Source organism: Rhodanobacter ginsenosidimutans (genome assembly GCF_042655685.1).
GTDB classification, from domain to species: domain Bacteria; phylum Pseudomonadota; class Gammaproteobacteria; order Xanthomonadales; family Rhodanobacteraceae; genus Rhodanobacter; species Rhodanobacter ginsenosidimutans.
Window position 1 is genome coordinate 406604 of sequence record NZ_JBHSMM010000001.1, and the last position, 22995, is coordinate 429598.

Annotated in this window: 18 protein-coding genes; 15 read left to right on the forward strand and 3 right to left on the reverse strand. The window is 66.9% G+C overall.

All coding sequences use genetic code 11. From position 1 onward, the window contains the following. Position 1 precedes the first annotated feature (1 nt). The 5 genes from gspD (at position 2) to ACFPK0_RS01690 (ending at position 9527) form a co-directional block, all read left to right on the forward strand. A complete protein-coding gene (gene gspD, locus ACFPK0_RS01670; protein WP_377337927.1) occupies positions 2 to 2209 on the forward strand; it encodes a type II secretion system secretin GspD in 2208 nt (735 codons plus the stop codon). 225 nt (positions 2210 to 2434) lie between these two features. After that, a complete protein-coding gene (hrpB, locus tag ACFPK0_RS01675; RefSeq protein ID WP_377337930.1) occupies positions 2435 to 4933 on the forward strand; it encodes an ATP-dependent helicase HrpB in 2499 nt (832 codons plus the stop codon). Between the two features lie 186 nt (positions 4934 to 5119). Further along, a complete protein-coding gene (locus ACFPK0_RS01680) occupies positions 5120 to 7756 on the forward strand; it encodes a bifunctional diguanylate cyclase/phosphodiesterase (RefSeq protein WP_377337932.1) in 2637 nt (878 codons plus the stop codon). A 93-nt stretch (positions 7757 to 7849) separates the two neighbouring features. Next, a complete protein-coding gene (locus ACFPK0_RS01685; protein WP_200945369.1) occupies positions 7850 to 8182 on the forward strand; it encodes a DUF1161 domain-containing protein in 333 nt (110 codons plus the stop codon). Between the two features lie 82 nt (positions 8183 to 8264). Beyond that, positions 8265 to 9527: a TIGR03862 family flavoprotein gene (locus ACFPK0_RS01690; protein WP_377337934.1), complete on the forward strand. Its 1263-nt coding sequence runs from the start codon at positions 8265 to 8267 to the stop codon at positions 9525 to 9527. Between the two features lie 247 nt (positions 9528 to 9774). Here ACFPK0_RS01690 and dbpA read toward each other — a convergent pair whose 3' ends face one another. Continuing rightward, a complete protein-coding gene (gene dbpA, locus ACFPK0_RS01695; protein WP_377337936.1) occupies positions 9775 to 11154 on the reverse strand; it encodes an ATP-dependent RNA helicase DbpA in 1380 nt (459 codons plus the stop codon). Positions 11155 to 11371: 217 nt separating this feature from the next. On the opposite strand from dbpA, the gene folB reads away from it, so the two are divergent. Together folB and folK are read left to right on the forward strand one after the other, a co-directional pair. Then, the gene (gene folB, locus ACFPK0_RS01700) at positions 11372 to 11731 is read left to right on the forward strand and encodes a dihydroneopterin aldolase (RefSeq protein ID WP_056082762.1); all 360 of its coding nucleotides are present in this window, start codon (positions 11372 to 11374) and stop codon (positions 11729 to 11731) included. Then, on the forward strand, positions 11731 to 12219 hold the full coding sequence (gene folK / locus ACFPK0_RS01705) for a 2-amino-4-hydroxy-6-hydroxymethyldihydropteridine diphosphokinase (protein ID WP_377337939.1): 489 nt from the start codon (positions 11731 to 11733) through the stop codon (positions 12217 to 12219). The genes folB and folK overlap by 1 nt, the downstream gene beginning before the upstream one ends. Before the next feature lie 49 nt (positions 12220 to 12268). Here folK and putA read toward each other — a convergent pair whose 3' ends face one another. Then, entirely contained in the window at positions 12269 to 15445 is a 3177-nt protein-coding gene (putA, locus tag ACFPK0_RS01710; RefSeq protein WP_377340214.1) for a bifunctional proline dehydrogenase/L-glutamate gamma-semialdehyde dehydrogenase PutA, read from the reverse strand. A gap of 335 nt (positions 15446 to 15780) precedes the next feature. Here putA and ACFPK0_RS01715 point away from each other — a divergent pair, with 335 nt between their 5' ends. The 5 genes from ACFPK0_RS01715 to ACFPK0_RS01735 all read left to right on the forward strand — a co-directional run bounded on the left by ACFPK0_RS01715 (position 15781) and on the right by ACFPK0_RS01735 (position 20042). Beyond that, entirely contained in the window at positions 15781 to 16221 is a 441-nt protein-coding gene (locus ACFPK0_RS01715) for a DUF2244 domain-containing protein (protein WP_056084176.1), read from the forward strand. A gap of 20 nt (positions 16222 to 16241) precedes the next feature. Continuing rightward, positions 16242 to 17177, forward strand: a complete 936-nt coding sequence (coxB, locus tag ACFPK0_RS01720; protein ID WP_056084173.1) for a cytochrome c oxidase subunit II — start codon at positions 16242 to 16244, stop codon at positions 17175 to 17177. 74 nt (positions 17178 to 17251) lie between these two features. Next, positions 17252 to 18868: a cytochrome c oxidase subunit I gene (ctaD, locus tag ACFPK0_RS01725; protein WP_056082757.1), complete on the forward strand. Its 1617-nt coding sequence runs from the start codon at positions 17252 to 17254 to the stop codon at positions 18866 to 18868. Positions 18869 to 18924: 56 nt separating this feature from the next. Then, positions 18925 to 19047 carry a hypothetical protein gene (locus tag ACFPK0_RS01730; RefSeq protein ID WP_255357426.1) on the forward strand — a complete coding sequence of 41 codons (123 nt, stop codon included), beginning with the start codon at positions 18925 to 18927 and terminating at the stop codon, positions 19045 to 19047. Between the two features lie 107 nt (positions 19048 to 19154). Then, positions 19155 to 20042 carry a cytochrome c oxidase subunit 3 gene (locus tag ACFPK0_RS01735; protein ID WP_056606515.1) on the forward strand — a complete coding sequence of 296 codons (888 nt, stop codon included), beginning with the start codon at positions 19155 to 19157 and terminating at the stop codon, positions 20040 to 20042. 171 nt (positions 20043 to 20213) lie between these two features. Here ACFPK0_RS01735 and ACFPK0_RS01740 read toward each other — a convergent pair whose 3' ends face one another. Continuing rightward, the gene (locus tag ACFPK0_RS01740) at positions 20214 to 20429 is read right to left on the reverse strand and encodes a twin transmembrane helix small protein (protein WP_082520216.1); all 216 of its coding nucleotides are present in this window, start codon (positions 20427 to 20429) and stop codon (positions 20214 to 20216) included. A 59-nt stretch (positions 20430 to 20488) separates the two neighbouring features. Here ACFPK0_RS01740 and ACFPK0_RS01745 point away from each other — a divergent pair, with 59 nt between their 5' ends. The 3 genes from ACFPK0_RS01745 to ACFPK0_RS01755 are packed head-to-tail and all read left to right on the forward strand — an operon-like array spanning position 20489 to position 22989. Beyond that, a complete protein-coding gene (locus ACFPK0_RS01745) occupies positions 20489 to 21217 on the forward strand; it encodes an SURF1 family protein (protein ID WP_056606512.1) in 729 nt (242 codons plus the stop codon). A gap of 12 nt (positions 21218 to 21229) precedes the next feature. Further along, positions 21230 to 21814, forward strand: a complete 585-nt coding sequence (locus ACFPK0_RS01750) for a hypothetical protein (RefSeq protein ID WP_377337943.1) — start codon at positions 21230 to 21232, stop codon at positions 21812 to 21814. After that, a complete protein-coding gene (locus ACFPK0_RS01755) occupies positions 21814 to 22989 on the forward strand; it encodes a COX15/CtaA family protein (protein ID WP_377337945.1) in 1176 nt (391 codons plus the stop codon). Before ACFPK0_RS01750 ends, ACFPK0_RS01755 begins: the two co-directional genes overlap by 1 nt. Positions 22990 to 22995: the final 6 nt, after the last annotated feature.

Below are 22995 nucleotides of genomic sequence, written 5' to 3' on the forward strand. Positions count from 1 at the left end.
CATGCATCGCACGCATAGACAGACCCATCCGCTACGTGCGCTGGGGTTGGCGCTGGCGGTATGGCTGGTGGGCTGCTCCAGCCTGCCGCAACCGCGCGACAACGATGCGTTGCAACGCGAGGCGGTGGCCGGCACCCGGAACCCGGTGCCGGCGCCGTTGCCGCTGAACACCACGGTCGCTCCCGATTCGGCATCGGCAATGCGCCCACAACTGAGCGAGGGCAGCGGCCAGTTCATCCATCCCAGCGGGCTGGCCACGCCGCGCGCGCCCGCGGCCGGCCCCGATGGCGTCACCTTCAACTTCGAGAACCAGCCGGTGCAGGCGGTGGTCAAGGCGATCCTGGGCGACTTGCTGAAAAAGAACTACACCATCGTGCCCGGCGTGCAGGGCAACATCTCGTTCTCCACCGCCGAACCGGTCGATGCCAGCGAGGCGTTGCCGATCCTGGAGACGCTGCTGTCGTGGACCGGCAACGCGCTGGTGCTGCGCGGCGGCAGTTACGTGGTGCTGCCGGCGAAGGACGCACTGGGCGGCAACCTGGTGCCCAGCCTCGGTGCATCGGCGCCGCAAGGCGGCTTGCAGGCGCGGCTGTTTCCGCTGCGCTACATCTCGGCCACCGAGATGCAGAAACTGATCAAACCGTTCGCGCGGCCGGATTCGATCCTGCTGGTCGATCCGTCGCGCAACCTGCTGGTGATGTCCGGCACCTCGCAGGAGCTGGCCAATTACCAACGCACCGTGCGCACGTTCGACGTGGACTGGCTGCGCGGCATGTCGGTGGGCGTGTTCAGCCTGCAGCGCGCCAGCGTCGATGAACTGATGCCCAAGCTGGACGACATGTTCGGTCCCAAGGGCGACACGCCGCTGGCGGGCATGCTGCGCTTCATTCCGATCGAGCGCACCAACGCGCTGGTGGTGATCAGCACCCAGGCCGACTACCTGCGCGAAGTGGGCGACTGGATCGCCCGCATCGATCGCGGCGGCGGCAACGAGCCGCAATTGTTCGTGTACGACGTGCGCAACATCAAGGCGTCGGACCTGGCCCGCTACCTGGCGCAGATCTACACCAACGGCGCCGGCACCGGCGCTGGCGACAACGGCGGCCAGGTCGGCCCCGGCCTGAGCAGCGCCACCCTGGGCAGTGCCGATGGCGACACCGGCAACACCTTGGTCAGCGGTATCGACAACGGCGGCGCCATGACCGGATCGGCCACGCAGCCTGTCGACGGCAATGCCGCGCCCAGCAAGTCGTACAGCTCCAGCGACGGCAGCGTGCGCATCAGCGCGGTCGACAGCAACAACCAGTTGCTGGTGCGCGCACGGCCCTCGCAATGGAGCGAGATCGAGTCGGCGATCCAGAAACTCGACAGCGTGCCGCTGCAGGTGCAGATCGAAACCCGCATTCTCGAAGTCAGCCTCACCGGCGAATTCAGCTTCGGCGTGCAGTGGTATCTGGAGGGGCTCCGCGGCGCCACCAGCACCACCGACAGCAACGGCAACATCACGTTTTCGCCGGGGGATGCCAACAACCCGCGACAGATCGCGCTGGGCCAGGGCGGCGTGAATTTCGGCGGCGAGCCGTTCTTCTATTCGTTCATGAACAGCAACCTGCAGGTGGCGCTGCGCGCGATGGAAACCAGCGGCAACACCAAGGTGTTGTCCGAGCCGTCACTGGTGGTGATGAACAACCAGCAGGCGAACATCCAGGTCGGCAACGAGATCCCGGTCAACCAGAGCTTCATCAGCCCTGGCCTGGGCAACGCGGGCAGCGGCATCAGCACGCTGGGCGAGGTGCAGTACAAGCCGACCGGCGTGATCCTGAAAGTCGTGCCGCGGGTCAATCCCGGCGGCCTGGTGTACCTGAAGCTCAGCCAGGAAGTCAGTGCGCCGGGCATCAAGGACAACAACGGCAACTTCCCCATCCAGAAGCGCCTGCTGGAAACCCAGGTGGCCGTGCAGAGCGGCCAGACCGTGCTGCTCGGCGGCCTGATCCAGCAGAACGAAGGCACCACCGACACCGGCATCCCCGTGCTCAACAAGATCCCGCTGATCGGCCGCCTGTTCGGCACCACCAACCGCCACCGCGACCGCACCGAACTGCTGGTGCTGATTACGCCCCGCGTGATCACCAGCGGCAATGATGCGCGGCAAGTCACTGATGAGTACCAGCGCAAGTTCGAATCGCTGGCGCCGTTGCGGGCGAAATAGCTGCTCTGCTTCCTCTCCCCTGCGGGGAGAGGATTGAGGAGAGGGGGCGGTGCTCGCGGGGAAGTTGGTGACGGGGCTCTCGGCGTCGTGGGCAACTTCGTTGGGGCTTCCCCGCGGCGTGTCCCCTCTCCCCAGCCCTCTCCCCAAGGGGAGAGGGGATTACGGTTTCTTTCGGCGTTGAGGCGGGGCGTGGGGAAGCCACACCCCGCCGCTATCATTCGCTGAATGACCGTCTTTCCCATCACTCCGCTGCTGCCCGGCATCCGCGCCTCGCTCGCCGATCATCCGCGGCTGGTGCTGGAGGCGCCGCCCGGCGCGGGCAAGACGACGCAGGTGCCGCTGGCGTTGCTCGACCAGCCGTGGTTGGCGGGTGGAAAAATACTGATGCTGGAGCCGCGCCGCATCGCGGCGCGCGCGGCGGCGCAATACATGGCGCAGCAGTTGGGCGAGGCGGTGGGGCAGACGGTGGGCTATCGCATCCGTTTCGAGGCGAAGGTCGGTCCCGCCACGCGGATCGAGGTGATCACCGAGGGCGTGCTCACCCGGCTGATCCAGCGCGACCCGGAGTTGGCCGGCATCGGTGCGATCGTGTTCGACGAATTCCACGAGCGGCATCTGGCCGGCGACCTGGGCGCGGCGCTGGCGCTGGATATCCAGGCCACCTTGCGGCCCGACCTGCGGCTGCTGTTGATGTCGGCCACGCTGGATGGCGAGCGCATCGCGCAGTGGCTGGATGCGCCGCGCATCACCAGCCCCGGCCGCAGTTTTCCCGTGCACATCGTGCATCCACCCGCGCGCGCGCAGGAGAGCGTGGAGCAGCAGCTGGCCCGGGTGACGCGGCTGGCGCTGCAGGAGAACGCCGGCGACGTGCTCGCCTTCCTGCCCGGCCGGCGCGAGATCGCGCGGACGCAGGCCTTGCTGGCTGCACTGGCCGATGACTGCCCCGCGCTGGAGATCGTGCCGCTGCATGGCGAGCTTTCGCTGGCCGAACAGCAGGCGGCCTTGAGCGATGCGGAGCCGGGGACGCGCCGCGTGGTGCTGGCCACCAACGTGGCCGAGTCCAGCATCACGCTGCCGGGCATCCGCGCAGTGATCGACAGCGGGCTGGCGCGCGAGCCGCGTTTCGATCCGAACTCCGGCTTCAGCCGCCTGGAAACGGTGAACATCTCGCAGGCCTCCGCCGACCAGCGCGCGGGCCGTGCCGGCCGCGTGGCCGCGGGTACGGCGTACCGGCTGTGGCCGCAGAGCAGGCGGCTGGAAACCGCGCGCACGCCGGAGATCGCGCAGGCCGACCTGTCCGGCCTGGCGCTGGAACTGGCCGCATGGGGCAGCGCCGCACTGCCGTGGCTGGACCCGCCGCCGCCCGGTGCATTGGCGCAGGCGCGCGAACTGCTGCGCGCCCTGGCGGCGGTGGACAACGACCACCGCATCACCGCGCTGGGCCGCGACCTGCTGGAACTGGGTGCCACGCCGCGGCTGGGCGCCGCTGCCTTGCGCGCGCCGGCCACGCTGCGTCCGCTGATCGCCGACCTGCTGGCGCTGATGGAGGCGCGCTCGCCGCTGCGCGGCGAGCAGTCGCGCAGCGATGATTTCCGCGACCGGGTCACCGCCCTGCATGCCTGGCGCGACCGGCGCGGCGCGCTGGCGCGGGGCGCGGTGGATGCCGGCGCGCTGGCCGCGATCGAGCAGGCCAGCAAGGGCTGGCGCAGACGTCTGGACGTCCATACGTCCGCCAGCGGTACGCCGGGAAGCCATGCCGTCGGCGACCTCCTTCTGCACGCGTTTCCCGATCGGGTGGCGCATCGCAGCGGCAGCGATCCGCTGCGCTACACGCTGGCCAACGGCCGTGGTGCACGATTGCATGAGAACACCGCCCTGCATGGCGAACCATGGCTGGTGGCGCTGGATCTGCGCCACGAGGCGCGCGACAGCCTGATCCTGGCCGCCGCACCGCTGGATCCGGACGTGCTGGAGCGCGATTACCCGGAACAATTCACCCGCCAGCGCACGCAGCGCTGGAACGACGAGCGCGGTGCAGTGGAGGCGTTCGAGGAACGCCGCTTCGGCGCCATCGTGCTGGAGCGCCGCAGCGTGCTGGTGGACGCGCGCGATGCGTTGCCGGCCTTGCTCGCCGCCGTGCGCAGCGGTGGGCTTGACCTGCTGCCGTGGAGTGAATCGGCGCGCCGCTTGCGCGCCCGCATGCAGGCATTGCGCGCGTGGATGCCGGCGCTGGGTCTGCCCGACGTTGCCGACACCGCGTTGCTGGCCACGCTGGAACAATGGCTGGCGCCGTATCTGGACGGCGTGCACCGGCTCGATGCGTTGCGCGCCGACACGCTGTCGCAGGCGCTGTCGGCGATGCTCGATCATGCGCAGCGTCAGGCGCTGGACCAGCACGCGCCCGAAAGCCTCACCGTGCCCAGTGGCCAGCAGCGGCGGCTCGACTATGTGCCCGGCGAACCACCGGTGCTGGCGGTGAAACTGCAGGAACTGTTCGGCCTGGCCGACACGCCGCGCATCGGTGGCGGACGCATTCCAGTCACGCTGCATCTGCTGTCGCCGGCCGGCCGGCCGATCCAGGTGACCCAGGACCTGCACGGTTTCTGGCAGCGCACCTATCCCGAGGTCCGGCGCGAACTGAAAGGTCGCTATCCGCGCCACCCGTGGCCGGACGATCCATGGACGGCGCCACCGACCCATCGCGCCAAACCTCGCCCGCGCTGACGATCGTCGAGGAATTCTGGCGACCTTCACCGGGCTGCGTGGCCGGTCAACTGCGGTGTTCGCGCTGCGTGGTTATCTGTACCATCGATCACGCCATGGCTATCCATGGGGGACGTCTTGCGTACAACCAAACGCTCCACTGCTCCAGCAGTGCCGGACACCGCAGTCTTCGGCCCGGATCGGGGTATGCCCGCGCCGGGGCCTCGGCGATCCTCCGCTTACGGGTGGAGCCTGCTGGCGTTGTTGCTGGGCCTGGCACTGACGATGCTGCTGCGTTACCAGCAGATCCAGCGGGAGCAAGCCGCGCTGGAGCTCACCCGCAGCGCCCTGGTCGACAAGAGCTCGGTCGCATTGATAACGCAGTTGCATGCGGCGGAAAGCCTGCTGCGCGCGGTGCAGAGCCTGTTCCTTTCCTCCGACGAGGTAAGCGAGCAGGAGTTCGCCAATATCTACGCCAACCTGCAGCCACGCCGCCGCTTCCCTTCGCTGCAGGCGCTTGCCTATGCGCGAAAAGAGATAAAGGCGGATGGCGTCCACTACGTCACTACCTGGGTGCAACCGCTGTCGGGCAATGCCGCCCTGGCCGGGCTGGACGTCAACGCGCAGCCGAACAACCTGCAAGGCGTGATCGCCTCGCGTGATACCGACCTGCCCACCTTGTCGGCCCCGTTCCGGCTGGCGCAGCAGACGGGTGCGTTGCCGCGCAACGACGGCATCACCCTGCGCATGCCGATCTTCAACCCCGGGTCGCCACCGGCGTCGGTGGAGGAGCGGCGTCGGCGCGAGGCCGGGTCGCTGGCGGTGTCGTTTCGGGTCAGCGGCCTGATCGGCAATGCGATTTCGCAAGACGTCACGCAGATGTTCCGCGTGCGCATCACCGACGTCACCGATGCCGGGCAGCAACTGCTGTTCGACTCGGCCGCGACGGCGAAGGTCGATGACGACAAGGATTTCCACCGCCGGCTTGCCTATGGCGGGCGGGTGTGGCGCCTGGACCTGCAACCGCGCGCGACCGCCCGGGCCGGCTTCGACCTGGGCGACTCGGCGCTGCCTGTCGGCGTGCTGGCCAGCATCCTGCTGGCGATGCTGGTGTTCACCATCGCCAGCACCCGCCAGCGGGCGATCGCCCTGGCGTGGCACATGACCAGTCGTTACCGCGAGAGCGAAGAGCGCTTTCGCGCGCTGAACGATCTGCTGCCGGCGCTGGTCCTGCTGGCCGACGGGCATGACGGCGCCATCACCTATGCCAACCGCGCGTCCCGCGAGCGGCTTGGCGAGAACGTGGGTGAGCGGCGGCTGTCGGACCTGTTCGAGGACCCGCGTCTGTATCCCGACATGGGGCAACCGGACCAACGCGATTTCCACCGCCTCAGCGCCCAGCTGTGCGATGAGCAGGGTTACCGGTTCTGGGCCGACGTGGCCATCTCCAAGGTGGTTCTGGACGGCGCCGACAAGTTGCTGATGGTGGCGATCGACGTCACCGAGCAGCGGCAGTTGAACGAGATGCTGAGCTTCCAGGCCAGCCACGACGCGCTGACCGAACTGTACAACCGGCGCGAATTCGAGAGCCGCCTGCAAAGCATCCTCAACGCCACCGAAACCGGTGCGCCGATGGCGGTGCTGCTGTACATCGACCTGGACCAGTTCAAGCTGATCAACGACACCTCCGGCCACATCGCCGGCGACCACCTGCTGGCGCAACTGGCCGCCACCATGCACAAGCAGCTGTCCGGTAGCGATGTACTGGCGCGGCTGGGCGGCGACGAGTTCGGCGTGCTGGCGCTGGACATACCCGATCGACAGGCCGCCGAGGCGGTGGCCGAGCGGGTGCGCCACTGCATCGATGAATGGATTTTCGTGTGGGAACAGCGCAGCTACACGGTCAGCGCCAGCATCGGCGTGGTGATGATCGACCAGCCGGGCATGACCATGAAGGACCTGCTGGCCCGCGCCGACACCGCCTGCTACATGGCCAAGGAGCTGGGCCGCAACCGTGTGCATTTCTATTCCGAACGCGATGACGAGGCCGCGCGCCGCCGCGGCGAGATGGAGTGGGCCAATCGCCTGCGCTGGGCCATCGATGAAAAGCGTCTGGTGCTGGTCTACCAGGAACTGATACCGCTGTCGCCGCGGCCCGGCTCGGGCCCCCGGGTGGAGTTGCTGCTGCGCTTCCGTGACGATTCCGGCGCGCTGGTGCTGCCGGGCGTGTTCATGCCCGCGGCCGAGCGCTACAGCCTGATGCCGATGCTCGATCGCTGGGTGGTCGAGACCGCGCTGGCGCATTTCGACCAGCTGCACCCGGCTGGGGCCGACCTGCGGCTGGCGACGATCAACCTGTCCGGCGCCAGCGTCGAGGACGACGCGCTGGCCGACCTGATCATCGCCTTGCTGAAGAAACACGGGGTGGCGCCGTCACGGGTGTGTTTCGAGATCACCGAAACCGTGGCGGTGCGCAACCTGTCGCGCGTGGCCCGTTTCATGGAGCAACTGCGCCAGGTCGGCTGCAAGACCGCGCTGGACGATTTCGGCGTCGGCATGTCGTCGTTCGCGTATCTGAAGAACCTGCCGATCGACATCATCAAGATCGATGGCAGCTTCATTCGCGACATGCTCACCGACCCGGTCAGCCACGCCATCGTGCGTGCGGTCGCCGACATCGGCCAGCGGCTGGGGCTGGAAGTGGTGGCCGAGTGGGTGGCCGACGAGGAAACGCTGCGCGTGCTCACTGCGATGGGCGTCGGCCACGCGCAAGGTTTCAGCCTGCATGCGCCGGAGCCGGCGCGATTCCAGTCCGGCGGAACGGTGCATCCGCCTGCACCGTGATGCGCAGGCGTGGCCAGGTCATGCAACGTTCCTAGACGCGGCGTTCATCGCGGCTGTCGTCTGATGGCGAGATTCCACCCAGGAGAGGTCGCCATGAACATGCGTATCGGATTGGGAGTACTGGCGCTGGCGATGATGCCGCTGCTTGCCCACGCGTCCTGCGACACGGTGAAGGCGGATATCGACGCCAAGATCAAGGCCAACGGCGTGGCCGACTACACGCTGGCCGTCGTGCCGGCGGGGCAGGAGGCAGCGTCGGGCAAGGTGGTGGGGCATTGCCAGGGTGACCAGCAGATCGTCTACACGCGCGGCGCCGTCAGCGCTTCGAGCCCGACCAGCGACAGCCCGGCCAGCCCGGCCATGCCGATGAATGACGACAGCGCCAAGGGCAGCGAGCCGGCACCGGCATCCACCGCCGGTCATTGATCCCGCGGGCGCCGTTGCGCCCAAGCAACGCTGATGTTGATGGCACGGATGCCATCGCGGGCGCTCGTGCGACCATGGACGCATGACGCAAGAAAACCATTCACCGCACCTGACCATCATCGGCGGCGGCCCCGCCGGATTGATGGCGGCGGAGGCCGCCGTCGCGGCGGGCGTGGCAGTCGACGTGTACGACGCGATGGGTTCGGTCGGGCGCAAATTCCTGCTCGCCGGCAAGGGTGGCCTCAACCTCACCCACGGCGAGCCACTGGCCGCTTTCGTGCAGCGCTATGGCGAACGCCAGCACGCCGTGGCGTCATGGCTGGCGGCGTTCGATGCCGACGCGCTGCGTGAGTGGGCGCGCGGGCTGGGCGTGGAAACCTTCGTCGGCAGTTCCGGTCGGGTATTCCCGCGCGACATGAAGGCCGCCCCGCTGCTGCGCGCGTGGCTGCGGCGCCTGCGCGAATCGGGCGTGGGCTTTCACATGCACCATCGCTGGCTGGGCTGGAACGCCTCCGGCGCACTGCGCTTCGCCACACCCGCGGGAGAACAGGAACGACAAGCCGATGCCGTGCTGCTGGCGTTGGGGGGCGCCAGTTGGCCACGGCTGGGTTCCGACGGCGCCTGGGTCGGCGCGCTGGAACAACTCGGCGCCGAAGTGGCGCCGCTGCAACCGGCCAACGGCGGTTTCGAGGTGCGCTGGAGCGAATACCTGATCCAGCGTTTCGCCGGCGCGCCATTGAAACCGGTGGTGGCGCACTGGCGCGATCGCGCCGGGCAGACGCACGCGCGCCAGGGCGAGTGCGTGATCAGCGAGTACGGCATCGAGGGCAGTCTCATCTATGCCATCGGCGCCGAACTGCGCGAGCAACTGGCCACGCGCGGCGAAGCGCAGCTCATGCTGGATCTGGTCCCCGGCTACAGCCAGAGCGTGCTGGCCGAACGGCTGGCGGCACCGCGCGGCAAACACAGCATCGGCGACTGGCTGCGACGGCGGGCGGGGCTCGATGGCGCCAAGGCGGCATTGGTATTCGAGCTGACCGACAAGCTCACCCTGGCCGACCCCGTCGCGCTGGCCGCGCAGTTGAAAGCGCTGCCGCTGCAGCTATGCGCACCGCGCCCATTGGCCGAAACCATCAGCACTGCCGGCGGCGTGCGACTGGAATCGCTGCACGATGCACTAATGCTGCGCACCCGCCCCGGCGTATTCTGCGCCGGCGAAATGCTGGACTGGGAAGCCCCCACCGGCGGCTACCTGCTGACCGCCTGCTTCGCCAGTGGCCTGATCGCCGGCCGCGGCGCCGCGCAGTGGTTGCAGGAACAGGCGCGCAGCAAATCAAAACCGTAACCGCCGCACCTCAGCCCCCAAAAAAGCCGTAATACCCTCTCCCCTCGGGGAGAGGGCCGGGGAGAGGGGGACACGCCGCGGGAAGCTTCAACGAAGCCACCCACGACGCCGAAAAGCTCCGCCCGACCTCTCCGCAAGCACCGCCCCCTCTCCTGTGTCCTCTCCCCAATGGGGAGAGGAGATTAAGGTCCCTTCGGGCTTCTCTGTTGTCGGGAAGCGAAGGACAGGCCTTCGTTCGAGGCTCTCATCACCCCAGCGGCCTTACCCGGAAATTCCGCCCTTTGATCCTCCCCGCGCGCAGCCGTTCCAGAGCCTTGTTCGCCAGCGCGCGGGTGATCGCCACGTAGGCGCGGGTGGCAAACACGTCGATCTTGCCGATGTCCTTCGCCGCCAATCCCGCCTCGCCGGTGAGCGCGCCGAGGATGTCGCCGGGGCGCAGTTTGTCCTGTCGGCCGGCGTCGATCACCAGGGTTTTCATCGGTGCCAGGTGCAGGGTCTTGCCGCGCGACGGCGCGACTTTCAGCGGACGCCACGGCAGCGGCGCGCCGCTGAGTTCTTCGATGTTGGCGGCTTTCGGTCGCTCGCGCGACGAGCACAGCGTGATCGCCAGGCCGGCCTGGCCGGCGCGGCCGGTGCGGCCGATGCGGTGGGTGTGGGTTTCCGGGTCGTGGGCGATGTCGTAGCTGACCACCAGCGGCAGCGCGGCGATGTCCAGCCCGCGCGCCGCCACGTCGGTGGCGACCAGCACCGCGCAGCTGTGGTTGGCGAAACGCACCAGCACTTCATCACGATCGCGCTGCTCCATGTCGCCGTGCAGGGCCAGCGCGGAGAAGCCACGGCGATCAAGCTCCTGCGCCACCGCGTCCACCTCGCGGCGCATGTTGCAGAACACCAGCGCCTGCTCGGCGTGCGCGCCACCCAGCAATTGGGTCAGCGCGTCGATCTTCTGCGCCGGCTCCACTTCGTGGAAACGCTGCTCGATGGCCGGCTTTTCATCGGCCGGCGCTTCCACCGTCACTTCCACCGGATCGTTCTGCACGCGCTGGCTCACGGCGCGGATTTCATCAGGGTAGGTGGCCGAGAACAGCAAGGTCTGATGATGTTTGGCGATGCGCCCGATGATGTCGTCGATGGCCTCGGTGAAGCCCATGTCCAGCATGCGGTCGGCTTCGTCCAGCACCAGCACCTTGATGCCGCCGCCGTGCAGGCTCTGCCGTTTCAGGTGCTCCTGCACGCGGCCGGGCGTACCCACCACGATGTGCGGGTCGTGTGCGAGCGAGGCCAGTTGCGGGCCCAGCGGCATGCCGCCGCACAGGGTCAGCAGTTTCACGTTGGGGATGTTGGCGGCCAGCTTGCGGATCGCCTTGCTGACCTGGTCGGCCAGCTCGCGGGTGGGGCACAGCACCAGCGCCTGCAGCCGGATCGTATCCACGTCGATCGCCTGCAGCAGGCTCAGCCCGAACGCGGCGGTCTTGCCGCTGCCGGTCTGCGCCTGCGCGATTACGTCGCGGCCGTCGAGCATCGGCGGCAGGCTTTGCGCCTGTACCGGGGTCATTTCGGTGTAGCCGAGGGTTTCCACGCTGGCGAGCAGGGCGGGTTTGAGCGGGAGCGTGCTGAAGGAAGTCATGTGTGCATGATCGCATCTATGCCGCGCGCTCGTTGGGTGTGCGGCTGGCGGCCCTTCGACTCCGCTGCGCTACGCTCAGGGAGAACGGTGGTTGGATTGCAGCGCTACACGCCGATGGCCCTGAGCGCAGCGGAGTCGAAGAGCATGCATCGCCACGCTTGCATCCGCCCGCGCACTGACCGACCCTGTGCGGCTACCGTCATCAGTGGTCACCGCCATGGATATCGTTTTCATCGAAGACCTGCGCGTCGATACCGTCATCGGCATCTACGACTGGGAGCGCCGCGTGCGCCAGACCCTGTCGCTGGATGTGGAGATGGCGTTCGACAACACCGTGCCCGCTGCCGACGACGATATCGAGAAGACGCTCAACTACAAGGACATCGCCAAGCGCCTCAGCGCCTACGTGGGCGAGTCCAGTTTCGGCCTGGTGGAGACGCTGGCCGAGCGTTGCGCGGCGATCATTCGCGAGGAATTCGGCGTGAGCTGGGTGCGGCTGAAATTGTCCAAGCCGGGCGCGGTGCGCGGCGCGCATGCGGTGGGCGTGCGGATCGAACGCGGCGAGCGGCCCGCTTGATGGCACGTGTCTATCTGAGCCTGGGCTCCAATATCGAGCCGCAGCGCTACCTGCCCGCCGCGTTGGCGGAATTGCGGCAGGCGTTCGGCCCGATCACGGTGTCGCCGGCGTATCGCAGCCGCTCGGTGGGTTTCGATGGCGCGGATTTCGTGAACCTGGCGGTGGGGCTGGATACGCCGCTGTCGCCGGCCGCGCTGAACGACTGGCTGCACGCGCTGGAGGATCGCCACGGCCGTCGCCGCGACGGCCCGCGTTATTCGGATCGCACGCTGGATCTGGACATCGTGTTCTACGACGCGCTGGTGATCGACGGTCCGGGCCACCTGCAACTGCCGCGCAAGGAGTTGAAGCACGCGTTCGTGCTGCGGCCGATCGCCGATATCGCACCGGATTTCCGCCATCCGATCAGCGGCCAGCGCATGGCCGAGCTGTGGGCGACATTCCCGGTGGAACGCGAGCCGCTGACGTTGGAACCGTTGCCGGATTGAGGCCGAGCCGACGTGTCGCGTGCCAGTTGGCAACGCGACACGCGCCTGTTTACTCGCCGATGGTCAGCAGCGAGGCATTGCCGCCGGCGGCGGTGGTGTTGATGGTCAGCGTGCGCTCGGTGGCGAAACGCAGCAGGTAATGCGGGCCGCCGGCCTTGGGGCCGGTGCCGGAGAGGTTCTCGCCACCGAACGGCTGCACGCCCACCACCGCGCCGATCTGGTTGCGGTTGACGTAGCAGTTGCCCACGCGGGTGTGCGTGGCCAGGTAGTCGACGGTATCGTTGATGCGGCTGTGGATGCCCAGGGTGAGGCCGTAACCGGCGGCGTTGATCTGTGCCACCACGCCGGCCAGGTCGTTGGCCTTCCAGCGGATCACGTGCAGCACCGGGCCGAAGATTTCACGCTGCAGGACATCGAGCGATGCGATTTCGTAGGCGCGCGGCGCGAAGAAGCTGCCGTGCTCCGTGCGTGCGGGATCGAGCGTCACCTCGGCGATCTTCTTTGCTTCGCGATCCATCCGCGCGGCATGGTCGACCAGGATCTTCAACGCGTCCTCGTCGATCACCGGGCCCAGGTCGGTGGACAGCAGGCCGGGGTCGCCCACCTCCAGCTCGGCCATCGCGCCGGCCAGCATCGCCACGACCTTGTCGGCGATGTCGTCCTGCACGAACAGCACGCGGGCGGCCGAGCAGCGCTGGCCGGCGGACTGGAACGAGGACGCCATCACGTCCTTCACGATCTGCTCGGGCAGGGCGGAGGAGTCGGCGATCATCGCGTTCTGGCCGCCGGTTTCGGCGATCAGGGCGGCGATCGGCGCGTTGCGCGCGGCCAGCGCGCGGTTGATCGCCCACGCGGTGTCGGTGGAGCCGGTGAAGGCCACGCCGGACACGCGCGGGTCCTTCGTCAGCGCCACGCCCACCACGGCGCCATCGCCCGGCACGAACTGCAGCACTTCGGCGGGCACGCCCGCTTCGTGCAGCAGCTTCACCGCCAGGTAGCCGATCAGACTGGTCTGCTCGGCGGGCTTGGCGATCACCGCGTTGCCCGCGGCCAGTGCCGCGCTGACCTGGCCCAGGAAAATCGCCAGCGGGAAATTCCACGGGCTGATGCAGACGAACACGCCGCGGCCGTTGAGGAACAACTGGTTGCTTTCGCCGGTGGGGCCGGGCAGTTGCTCCGGCTGGCCAAACAGGCGCCGCGCCATGGCGGCGTAGTAGCGCAGGAAATCGGCCGCTTCGCGGATTTCGGCGATCGCGTCGGGCAGGTTCTTGCCCGCCTCACGCACGCACAGCGCGATGAATTCGCCACGGCGCGCTTCCAGCAGATCGGCGGCGTGCTCGAGGATCGCGGCACGGCTGGCGGCGGGCAGGCGGTCCCAGCCCAGTTGCGCGGCCAGCGCGTTGTTCAGCGCCTTGTCGACGGTGGCGGCATCGGCGCTGAGGTAGCTGCCCAGGCTCTGGCGGCGGTCGGCGGGGTTGGTCACCGGCACGGTCACATTGCCGGCGGCGGCGCCGGGCACCAGCGGCGTGGCGGTCCACGGACCGGCGTGCGCGTTGACCGCCTCGGCCATCGCCTTCAATTCGTTGTCGTTGGAAAAGTTGACGCCCATGGAATTCTTCCTGGAGACAGCGTTGGGATTCTGCGCAAGCGCCGTGCTCTCGGCGTAGAGGTTCACCGGCAGGGGAATGCGCGGATGCGGGATCGAGGCGAACGCGCGCACCGTCTCGCACGGGTCGGCCACCAGGTCGCGCACTGGGACGCTCTCGTCCACCACGCGGTTGACGAAACTGGTGTTGGCGCCGTTTTCCAGCAGGCGGCGTACCAGGTAGGGGAGCAGGTCTTCGTGCGTGCCCACCGGCGCGTATACGCGGCAGGGCACGTTCAAGTTGTCCGGCCCGATCACCTCGGCGTACAGGTCGGTGCCCATGCCGTGCAGGCGCTGGTATTCGAACGCGCGACCCTGGGCGATGTGATGCACGGCGGCGATGGTGTGCGCGTTGTGGGTGGCGAACTGCGGATAGATCAGCTCGCTGCCGCCATCGAACAGGCGACGCGCGCAGGCCAGGTAGGACACGTCGGTGTTCGGCTTGCGCGTGTAGACGGGGTAGCCGGCCAGGCCGGTTTCCTGCGCGCGCTTAATTTCGGCATCCCAGTAGGCGCCCTTCACCAGGCGCACGTACCAGCGGCGGTTGGCAGCGCGCGCGGTTTCGATCAGCCAGTCGATCACGAACGGGGTGCGCTTGGCGTAGGCCTGCACCACGATGCCCAGGCCGTTCCAGCCTTCCAGCGACGGGTGGGCGAAGACGTCGCCGATGATGTCCAGCGACAGCTCCAGTCGATCGGCCTCCTCGGCATCGACCGACAACGCGATGCCGTGCTTCATCGCCAGCTGCGACAGCTCCAGCAGTTTTTCGCCGAGCGCGCGACGGGCCAGCTCGCGCTTGGCCACTTCGTAGCGCGGGTACAGCGCCGACAGCTTCACCGAGATCGACGGCGCGTCGGTGTGGTTGGCGAACGGGCCACGTGCGCCGATGGCGGCGATGGCGCGGCGGTAGTCCTCCTGGTAGCGCTCGGCGGTTTCGGCGGTGATCGCCGATTCGCCGAGCATGTCGTACGAATAGCGATAACGCGCGTTTTCCTTCTTCGCGCAACGGTCCAGCGCTTCGCCGATGGTGCGGCCCATCACGAACTGATGGCCCATGATGCGCATCGCCTGGCGCACCGCCAGGCGGATCGCCGGCTCGCCCGCGCGGCCCACCAACCGGCGCAGCGATCCGGCGAAGTCGTGGCGGGTGTCCTCGCTGAGGTTCACCAGCCGGCCGGTCAACATCAGTCCCCAGGTGGAGGCGTTGACGAACAGCGACTCGCTCTGGCCCAGGTGCTTTTTCCAGTCGGCGTCGCCCAGCTTGTCGCGGATCAGCTTGTCGGCGGTGCCCTTGTCGGGAATGCGCAGCAATGCCTCGGCCACGCACATCAGCAGCACGCCTTCCTCGGAGGAGAGGTCGTACTGGCGCATGAAGGATTCGATCGCGCTCTGGTCATTCGATCGCGCACGCACGCGCGTGACCAGGCCGGCGGCGACGTCGATCACCTGTTCGCGTTCGACTGGCGGCAACGTGGCCTGCGCCAGCAGGTCGTTCACCGCTTCGGTTTCGTCGCGCAGCCAGGCGGCGGTGATGCGGGCGCGGGCGGGTTCGACAGCCTCCGGCAATTCGGGGCTGAGGATGGGTGATGCAGGGGGAGGGTAGTTCACGGAAGGACCGCAGGTATGCTGGGGAATCCGCCGGGGAGGGGCGGGAATCGCCGGATTGTACGCCGCGGCATGACCGCCCGGACCCCTGCCAAAAGGGGGGTATGGCGTGCTGTCATGCATGCGCCTGACGGGCGACGCCGGGCGCTATTGGCGTTGCGCGACGGCGCGTCTTTCGGGCTGATCCAGGTCAGCAGGGTGCGACATTCTTGCCCACTGCCTCGCCGCGGCCTATCATTCCGTCGTTCCAGGCGCGCCGGATGTTCATGATCGTGCTTCGACCAACCGCCGCCGGGCTGCCGTGCGTGACGATGTGGCTTCGGCCCAATCGCATGCTGAGCCGGAGGGGGCTGGTACGGCTCATCGTGGCTCTGGTGGTTCTGGCGTTGATGTCGGCGGGGCTTGGCGTGTGGCAGGGGAATGTGTTTGCCCCGCTGTTTGCCGTGATCGAGTCGGTCGCCGTGGCCTGCGCGCTGAGCGTGGCCTGGCGTGCTGGCGATCGCGGCGAACGCATCACCCTCGACGAATCGTCGCTGGAGGTGCAATCGCTGCCTGGGCGGCGTTGCACGCGATTCCAGTCGTACTGGGTGCGCGTGGTGCTGGAGCCGGGCGAAGGACGCCATCGGCTTTTGCTGGCATCGCACGGAAACGCGTTGGAAATTGGTGCGTTCCTGGCCGAACAGGAGCGTGCCGAGCTGTCGAAGAAACTCATGGTGTTGCTGTCCGCCATTCACGGCCAGCCGCGCAAGTAGGTACAACAAAGGTGCAAGACATGACATCTGGCAGCATCAGGCATCACGGCATCAGGCGGGCATTCACCACACTGACCATTGGCGCGCTCGCGCTGTTCGGTGGCGCCGCCCAGGCCAATCCGCACTCCTGGCAGTTGAACCTGACTCGCGGCGCGAGCACCTGGTCCCCGGTGCCATATCACTTGAACAACATCTCGCTGGCCGTTTGCACGGTGATCGGCCTGCTGGTGTTCGGCGCGATGTTCGTCGCGATGTTCCGCTTCCGCAAATCACGCGGCGCCGTGGCCGAGAAGTGGTCGCACAACACCATGGTCGAAGTGGTCTGGACCACGATTCCGGTGCTGATCCTGATCACGCTGGCCTGGCTTGCCACCACCGGCGTCACCTCGTGGGCGGACACCACCGGCTCGCAGATGACGGTCAAGGTCACTGGCTACCAGTGGAAATGGCGCTACGACTACGTCGATTACATGGGCAAGCCGGTCGCCAAGGTCGGCTTCATGTCCAAGCTGGACCAGCAGAGCGACGACACCCGCCAGCTCGATTCGGGCATGGACCCGTACGCGGTCAAGGTCGGTGACGAAAACACCTACCTGCTGAATGTCGACAAGCCGCTGGTGGTTCCGGTCGACACCAAGATCCGTTTCGTGATCACCAGCGGCGACGTGATCCACTCATGGTGGGTCCCGGCAACCGGCTGGAAGATCGACGCGATCCCCGGCATCGTCAACTCGGCATGGGCCAACTTCACCACGCCGGGCACGTACCGCGGCCAGTGCGCCGAACTGTGCGGCCAGGATCATGGCTTCATGCCGATCGTGGTGGTGGTCAAGTCCAAGGCGGATTTCGCCACCTGGCTGGCCGCGCAGGAAGCTGCTTCCGGCGCGCCGGCAGCGGCGCCGCAGACCGCGCAAGTGGCCGCACCCGCACCGGTACCCGCTGGCGGGCAGGGCTGATCGCTCCGCACTCTTTTCGCCCTCCGCAGTTTCACGCAGTCGCATTCAATATTTCAGGTTAGAGGTGCACGGCCATGTCCTACGCAGCCACCCATGATCAGCACGACGATCACCACGGCGCGCCGAAAAGTTTCTTCCAGCGCTGGTGCATGTCCACCAACCACAAGGACATCGGCACGCTGTATCTGGTTTTCGCGCTGACGATGTTCTTCATCGGCGGCTCGTTCGCCATGGGCATCCGTGCCGAGTTGTTCAAGCCCGGCTTGCAGCTGATGCAGCCGTACTTCTTCAACGAGCTGACCACCATGCATGCGCTGGTGATGATCTTCGGCGCGATCATGCCGGCCTTCGTGGGCCTGGGTAACTGGATGATCCCGTTGATGGTCGGCGCGCCGGACATGGCGCTGCCGCGCATGAACAACCTGTCGTTCTGGATCCTGCCGTTCGCCTTCATCCTGATGCTGTCCACCCTGTTCCTGCCCGGCGGTGGCCCGGCCGGTGGCTGGACGATGTACCCGCCGCTGTCGCTGCAGAGCAACTCGCTGGCGTACGTGGTGTTCGCGATCCACCTGATGGGCATCAGCTCGATCATGGGCGCGATCAACATCATCGCCACCATCCTCAACATGCGCGCGCCCGGCATGGACCTGATGAAGATGCCGGTGTTCGTGTGGAGCTGGCTGATCACCGCGTTCCTGCTGATCGCCGTGATGCCGGCACTGGCCGGCGCGGTGACGATGCTGCTCACCGACAAGTACTTCGGCACCAACTTCTTCAACCCGGGCGGCGGCGGCGACCCCGTCCTGTATCAACACATTTTCTGGTTCTTCGGCCACCCCGAGGTCTACATCATGATCCTGCCCGCGTTCGGGATCATCTCGGAAATCGTGCCGACCTTCGCCCGCAAGCCCATCTTCGGCTACAAGGCGATGGTGTTCGCGATCGCCTGCATCGCGTTCCTGTCGTTCATCGTGTGGGCGCACCACATGTTCGCGGTGGGCCTGCCGCTGGGCGCCGAAATCTTCTTCATGTACGCCACCATGCTGATCTCGGTGCCGACCGGTGTGAAGGTGTTCAACTGGGTCGCCACCATGTGGGGCGGTTCGATGACGTTCGAGACGCCGATGCTGTTCTCGATCGCCTTCATCATCCTGTTCACCATCGGCGGCTTCTCCGGCCTGATGATGGCGCTGGTGCCGGCCGACTTCCAATATCACGACACCTACTTCATCGTGGCGCACTTCCACTACGTGCTGGTGACCGGTGCGCTGTTCGCGATCATCGCCGCGGCGTATTACTGGATGCCGAAGTGGACCGGCAACATGTACAGCGAGTTCTGGGGCAAGGTGCATTTCTGGAACAGCGTGATCTGGGTGAACGTGCTGTTCTTCCCGCAGCACTTCCTGGGCCTGGCCGGCATGCCGCGCCGCATCCCCGACTACAACGTGGCGTTCGCCAACTTCAACATGATCAGCTCGATCGGCGGTTTCCTGTTCGGCGCCTCGCAGTTGATCTTCATCGGCGTGCTGATCCATTGCGTGTTCTTCTCGAAGAAGAAGGCCACCGACCGCGTGTGGGAAGGTGCCAAGGGGCTGGAGTGGACCGTGCCGTCGCCGGCGCCGTATCACACCTTCGAGTTGCCGCCGGTGGTTCGTGACGAAGAACTGGCCCACGGCCACGTGAACGACTGATTCTTCCCGCACCCTTGCGCCTTCGTGGCTGCAAGGGTGCAAAGAGAGCCGAGGACATGAGCGAGCATCAACAAGACGACGAAAGCCGCAAGGGTGTGAATCGCACCGTGAAGATACTTCTCGTCATCGTGCTGGTGTTCTTCGCGCTGTCGTTCGTGCAGATCCTGCTGATGAAGTAGCGGTTGCCACATCTTTCCTTTCAACCGGTCGGTTACTGACCGGCATGCAGTTCCCCGGGCGGCACGACGGGGCAAAAGTCATCAAGAGAAATCCACGGGGTCTCACCATGGGTCAGCAGCACGACGCGTATTTCGTTCCGACCAAGAGCTACTGGCCGATCGTGGCCGCAGTAGTCATGTTCATCACCGTGTTCGGTGCCGCGCACTGGTTGAACGCCGGTCCCGGCGAAGCCGGCTTCGGCAAGGGTGTGCTGACGATCGGCGTGATCGGCATCATCGGCATGTTCTTCGGCTGGTTCCGCTCGGTGATCAACGAATCGCTGGCTGGCAGCTACAACGCTCAGGTGGACACCTCGTTCCGCATGGGCATGATGTGGTTCATCTTTTCCGAAGTGATGTTCTTCGGCGCCTTCTTCGGTGCCCTGTTCTACGTCCGCATGTACTCGCTGCCGTGGCTCGGTGGCCATGGCCACGGCGTACTGACCCACCAGTTCCTCTGGAGCGATTACGTCGCCTCCTGGGGCGCCAATGGTGGCGGCGGCCCGGAGCAGGTCGGTGGCGCGTTCCGCACCGTGCCGGCGTGGGGCCTGCCGCTGCTCAATACGATGCTGCTGCTCACCTCCAGCGTCACCGTGACGATCGCCCATCACGCGCTGCGCGCGGGGCAACGCGGCAAGATCCTGCTGTTCCTGGGCCTCACTGTTCTGCTCGGCGCCACGTTCCTGTATTTCCAGGCGCACGAGTACATGGAGGCCTACAACGAGCTGAACCTCACCCTGCGCAGCGGCGTCTACGGTGCCACCTTCTTCATGCTGACCGGTTTCCACGGCCTGCACGTGACGCTGGGCACGATCATGCTTCTGGTGATCTGGTTCCGCGTGTTGAAAGGTCATTTCAACAAGGATCACCATTTCGGTTTCGAGGCGGTGGCGTGGTACTGGCACTTCGTCGACGTGGTCTGGCTGTGCCTGTTCCTGTTCGTCTACATCCTCTGAACGACAGATCCGCCGCATGAAAAAACCCGCCATGTCGGCGGGTTTTTTTTGGCCGGTGATCCGGCGTGTTCTGCAAGGGGCGGTTCGTGCGTGTGGGGTGGGTGCGTTGCGAAAGCGTGAGCGAATGTCGCGCGCGGCGCGCGGCGCGCGGGCGCCGCGGGGGCAGTACAATCAGCCGCCGACGGCGTGCGGTTGCAGCCATCCCATCCAGATGCCGAACGCGACCATGCCGATCAACACGATCGACAGGCCGATGCGCCGGGTCAGCGCCCACACCGTGCGCTTGTCGTCGTCCTTGTCGGTCATCATGAAGTACAGCGCCTGGCCGAGGCTGAAAATCACCACCAGCAGCATCACCACCAGCGCATATTTGTAGATGGTTTCCACGTGATTGATCCGAAGGAATTCGACATCGCCAGTATAACCACCGACGGCGGGCGTTCCGCATGATGCGGCTGCGTCGTCCGCCCTGGTGGGCGTTGTTGCTTGCCGTGGCCGGAGCGGCGCTGTTCGTGTATCTGGGCGTCTGGCAGCTGCATCGGGCCGACTACAAGGAAGCGCTTCTGCGGCGCTATGCCACATCCGTTTCGGCCGCGCCGCAGGACTTTGCCGGCGTCGCGGTGCGGCCGCCGACGGACAGCTTTCCGCGCGTTCGCGCTCGCGGCCGCTATCTGCTCGATCGCATCTATCTGCTGGACAACCCGCACCACGATCATCGCGGTGGCGTCGAAGTGTTCGTACCGTTTGCGGTCGAGGGTGAAACCAGTTTGCTGCTGGTCGACGCGGGCTTTCTGCACCCCGGCGCCAACGGCGCCACGCCAACGCTGCCAGCCTTGCCGAAAGAGGAAACCACGCTGCAGGGGTTGTACGTGCCGCCGCCGCCGGTTGGTTTCGAGATGGGCGGCAACGCGCTGGCGCGGCAGACGCACTGGCCGAAGGAAAGCATTTTTCTCGACCCGACCGAGCTCGCCGCCGATCTGGGCCGCCCGCTGTTTCCACGCGTGCTGGCGCTGGATGCAGACCCCGCTTCCGGCTACATCCGCCAGCATTCGCTTGAACTTTCGATGACGCCCGCGCGCCATCGCGCCTATGCGTTCCAGTGGTTCTCGTTTGCGCTGGCGGCGGTGGCGATCCTGCTGGTGTTGAATCGCGACAAGCGCCGCCGCTCCCCTTGAAGATGCCTGACCATGAATGAAACCCGCTCCCCTTCGTCGCCCCATTCGCGCAAGCGAAGCCGACTGTATCTGGTGCTGATCGCGCTGGTGTTTGCCGCGCCCATGCTGGTGGCCGGCCTGCTGACTCTGGCGGGGTGGCAGCCCGGCACCAAGGGCAACGGCGAGCCCATCGTGCCGCAGCGGAATTTCGTGGCGGAGAAGCTCGACGTGCAATTGGCGGATGGCCATCCATATGCCTGGCGCGACAGCAAGCCGCGGATGACCCTGGTGGCGCTGCCGGGGCCCGATTGCGCAGCGCAGTGTTTCGACCTGCTCACCGGCCTGGCCAAGGCGCGGGTGATGCTCAACCGCAACCAGGGGCGTCTGCGCCTGCTCTATCTCGGCGCGCCGCCGGCCGACCCGCAACGCCGCGCTGCGATGCAGCCGTTCTGGCTGCTGGGCAACGACGTGGGCGACAAGCTGGCCAAGTTCCGTCCGTCCGCGCCGGACAGCCTCAGCGTGGTGCTGGTGGAATCCAACGGCACCGCGCTGTCGTATTACCCGGCCGGCTTCGATGGCCCCGGGTTGGCGCGTGATCTGCAGAAGGTGGTCAAGTGATGTCGCCGCGAATGAAGGGATGGTTGCGCTGGCTGGCGACCTTTGCGGCCCTGTTCGCGTTCGGGCTGGTGATGTTCGGCGCGTTCGTGCGGCTGTCCAATGCCGGACTGTCGTGCCCGGATTGGCCGACCTGCTATGGCCAGGTCACCTGGCCGCAGCATGCGCAGGCGGTGGCGCATGCCGACGCCAGTTTCCCGGATCGTCCCTACGAGGCGCACAAGGCCTGGCGTGAGCAGGTGCACCGCTTTCTTGCCGGTACGCTCGGCGTGATGGTGCTGGTGCTGGCCTTGCTGGCCAGCTGGCGCCGTCGCCGCGCGCTGGCGGCAGTGGTGGCCGGCGCCGTCTTCGCGGCCGTTGGCGTGGGCATGTACATGCACGGCGAACACCTGTGGTCGTCCGCGCTGGCGGCCTGCGCCATCGCGCTGCCGTTGTTCGCGTCGCTGGGCCTGAATCGGCCGGGCGCGTGGAAGATCAGCGTGTTCGCGCTGGCGGTGATCATCTTCCAGGCCATGTTGGGCATGTGGACGGTGACCCTGCTGCTGAAGCCGGTGGTGGTGACCAGCCACCTGCTCGGCGGCATGACCACGTTCGGTCTGCTGGCCTGGGCGGCGCTGCGCTTTGCCGGCGTGGGCGCGGCGGACAATGGCCTGGCCAGCCTGCGCAAGCTGGTGGTGATCGGCGTGGTGTTGCTGGCCTGCCAGATCGCGCTGGGCGGCTGGACCTCGGCGAATTACGCGGCGCTGGCCTGCGGCTACGGCCCGGGCTCGTTCCCCGAATGCCTTGGCCAATGGATGCCGGCGACGGATTTCAAGCAGGGCTTCATCCTGTGGCGCGGTATTGGCGTCAATTACGAGGGCGGCGTGCTGGATCTGCCGGCGCGCAGCGCGATCCAGCTGGTGCACCGTCTGGGGGCGCTGGTGGTGTTCTGCTATCTGGCATGGCTATCGTTCAAGGCGTCGCGGCAGGGCCTGCGCGGGTTTGGCATCGCCATCGCGGTGACCCTGGTCTGCCAGGTGCTGCTGGGCATCAGCAACGTGCATTTCGGCCTGCCGTTGCCCGTGGCCACTGCGCACAACGGCATGGCGGCGCTGTTGCTGTTCGCCTTGCTGGCCACGCTGGCGCGGACCCAGCGCCGGGCGGCGGTCGCCGCGGACGAACCGGTGCGTGGGGATTGAACTGCC